The sequence below is a fragment of the Cupriavidus sp. 05T313 genome (genome assembly GCF_056396665.1).
Window position 1 is genome coordinate 1 of the sequence record NZ_JBFTLX010000430.1, and the last position, 3,149, is coordinate 3,149.

Sequence of the window (3,149 nt, forward strand, 5' to 3'; positions counted from 1 at the left end):
CAACACCGCCACAGCCAACTCAGTGGACCAATTCGGCCGGAAGACTTCGAGTGGCAGGGACGAGAGGTGCAGGCAGATCCAGAGGCGCAACATGACGGTGAAGCAGGATCGGCGACGGTTCCAGCAGGACGCGCACGGGCAGGTCCTGCCGCGGGCCGCGCCGCTTGATGAAGGAGAGATCGACGCCGCCGGCCGCGGGCGCAACGCCAATGCGCAGTGGCGCTGGCGAAGCGTCGCGTGCACAGGCCAGTGGACGCATGAGGCAAAACAGCGCCTCGCCACTCTGTGCGGCCAGGTGCAGGCGGCGCAGTGCGTCATTGCGGATATGGGTCTGCCAAAGGAGCACCGCACCACAGGTGCCGGCGCGCAGCAATTGCTCGGTGGCCCAAAGGGCATCAGCCGTGCGCTGGCTGCGAATCCACAGCAGACGTTCGGACGGCACGCCCCAGCTGGCCAAGGCGAGTGCCTGTGGCGTTTGCGGCGGCTGAATCAGAGCGATAGGCCGCTTACAGACCTCCGCCAGTGCGGGGCGCAGCAGGCGCAACTCCCCCACGCCCGGTTGGTGCACCAAAAGTTCGATCAGCGATGCCGTCGGCCAGCCGCCACCCGGCAGCTCGGCCGCCAGCACCGGATAGCCGGTGGCGACGGTGCGACCGCTCGCCAGGGCCAGCTGGGAGGCTTTCCATAGAGCAGGATGGATGGATTCTGGATTGGGCGTTGGCATGGCTGTTGGTTGAGTCCCTGCAATCCAGTTTACTGTATATATATACAGTGGTCACGGATTTCTTTCCTTGGCTTGAAAGTGTCGCAATAGCCGCTTATTGAGCGGGCACCGTCGAGGTTTTACTCGGGGGCGTCTCCAAAGACCCGGATGGCTAGGTCGTGCTCGAATTTGGTCGACCAAGAATCCCGAGACCCTGCCGCATACTGCATCAATACGCCTGTCTCTGGCCTCAGCACGCTGACCAGGCGATCTCATCGCCGCCGACTTTAACGTCTGCGACATGACCGGGGAACAGGAACCCGTGCCGACGACAGGCGCTTGTAAAGGCTTCGCGCTCCGCGGCAGGAAACGCCTCTAGGGTTGCCATGACAAATCCTCCAATTGACTAGCCAGCCAGCTTGCCGATGGCCGCACCAATTTGTTGCACCTTTCCAGTATCGGCATATTTCGCCCACGGATCGACGTAGCCGGCGGCTTCCACACGCTGCAGGGCGGTCTGGATCGTCCAATGATCGCCCGCTGTCAGTTCTTCCAGTTCCTCCCAGGATGCCGGCACCGAAACCCCGAGACCTGGTCGCGCGCGTGCAGAGAATGCGGACACCGTCGTCGCACCTTGGCCGTTGCACAGGTAGTCGATGTAGATCTTACCCACGCGATTGCGCGGCCCGCTCTTAGAAACGAAGCGCTGCGGAATGGTCTGGGCGATATGAAGAACGACATCTTGTGAGAACTTCTTGACCCTGGGCCACGGCAGTCTGGGCGCAATGGGCACAACGACATGCAGGCCTTTGCCACCACTGGTCTTGAGAAAGCTCACCAGGCCAAGCTCATCCAGCATAGTCTTCGTCAGCATGGCGGCGTCAAGCATGTGCCGCCATGACACGCCATCACCGGGGTCCAGATCGAAGATGACGCGATCCGGCTTGTCGATGGCACGCTTGTTCGCATTCCACGTATGGAACTCGATCACGTTCAGTTGCGCTGCGGCGACTATGGCCGTTTGGCTGGAGATCTCCAGGAGTGGCGGGTGCCCAGCCCATAGGCTGGCATCAAGGACGTTGATCCCCGGGATCTTTACGGTCTCGGCGTGCTTCTGAAAGAACAGCTCGCCGTCGATGCCCGTTGGCCCGCGTACCAAGGACACAGGGCGCCCGCGGAGATGAGGCAGCATGTGCGGCGCGATGGCTTCGTAGAAACCGATCAGGTCACCTTTCGTCATTCCGCTCGACGGGTCAATCACACGTTCCGCGTTGGATACCTTGACTGAGCGCGCTGGCCGAGGCAGGGGCTGTTCTACATCGACAGGCCGCTCCCTTGTCACGTTGCCCGCGGCCTTGTCAGCGCGCAAGGCATGGAAGACGGGATGCCGGATTCGGCCTTCTTTGGTCCACTCGGCGAACGAGATCTCGGCCACCAGCTTCGGCCTGACCCATCGGGCGGCTAAGCAACGGGTCAAAGCTTTTGTCCGTCGATAGAAGAAAGCACTCCGTTTGCGGTGCAGTCTCGATCGTGCGGCCAAGCTGGAACGCAATGTGGAAGTCCAGCGCATTCTTCCCACTACCCTCGATCTTGTGGAAGTCAACTCGCTGGAACCTATGTGCGGTCGACGACTTCCTTGCCGTCTTGGGTGGGTTCTGCTTCGCCCCTACAAAGATGATAGCGCTGTAGCTGTTGTCCAGTAGCGAGAGGTCAACCTTGTGGACGTTCTCGTAGTCCACCAGCAAGAGCTTCTTGGTCATATGAAGGGCAGCAGCTCGATGAGCAACGCCGCATTCAACTCTGTAGACGCCATTTGCGCCTTCAAGCAGGACCGCGGAAAAGCCCCAATCCTACACTGCTCCGGTGAATTATCGAACCTGGCCCGATAACGGTAGCTCGCTCATTGGCGCCAAAAGCAGCAAATCAACCGCAACCCGTGGCAATCCGCAATCGTCCGCTTTGGCCCGACAAGCGGGCATCCGGCCTCTACCCGCAGAGCGTCCCGTGAGAGCCAATAAACGGCCGTTTGGCCCCGTATCGCCGAACAGTTCGAGCTTGGACGCGTAATGGGCGGCGCAATCGATTCGCCTGCACCATCAAGACCCCTGATGGTTGGGCTGTGACCGATGACGTGGGCCTTTCGCGTTCGAGTCCTCCGCCGACGCAGCCGCCCTGGACCACCGTGAGAGCCGGGATCTCCAGCCTGGCGAGGTGGTCGAGGGCTCTCTCGAGCGCAGGTCTGCGAAGCCCTAGACCTGCATGATTACCCGCCCATAGGGACGGTCTTCGATCAGAAAAAGAGGCCGCGCATGTCTGGGAGCACCAGTCACAGATAGCGCTACTAAATCCATTGATTGGTGCGGACATCGATATACCGTTTGAACGTGTTGCAATCTCCGAAATAATGTACGATGCTGGACTACCGTGCACTATGGCTTCTCCGCAT

The 3,149-nt window shown here is 60.6% G+C and carries 2 protein-coding genes and 1 pseudogene; all 3 read right to left on the minus strand.

The features are described 5' to 3' along the window. Nucleotides 1-19 precede the first annotated feature (19 nt). Nucleotides 20-724, minus strand: coding sequence for a translesion DNA synthesis-associated protein ImuA (imuA, locus tag AC1DKD_RS40315; RefSeq protein WP_441633095.1), 705 nt, complete (start codon nucleotides 722-724; stop codon nucleotides 20-22). Between the two features lie 385 nt (nucleotides 725-1,109). Further along, nucleotides 1,110-2,273, minus strand: a complete 1,164-nt coding sequence (gene ligD / locus AC1DKD_RS40320) for a DNA ligase D (RefSeq protein WP_441633097.1) — start codon at nucleotides 2,271-2,273, stop codon at nucleotides 1,110-1,112. Further along, a pseudogene (locus AC1DKD_RS40325) lies at nucleotides 2,227-2,463 on the minus strand (PIN domain-containing protein); the annotation flags it as partial. The pseudogene AC1DKD_RS40325 and the gene ligD, both read right to left, overlap by 47 nt. Nucleotides 2,464-3,149: the final 686 nt, after the last annotated feature.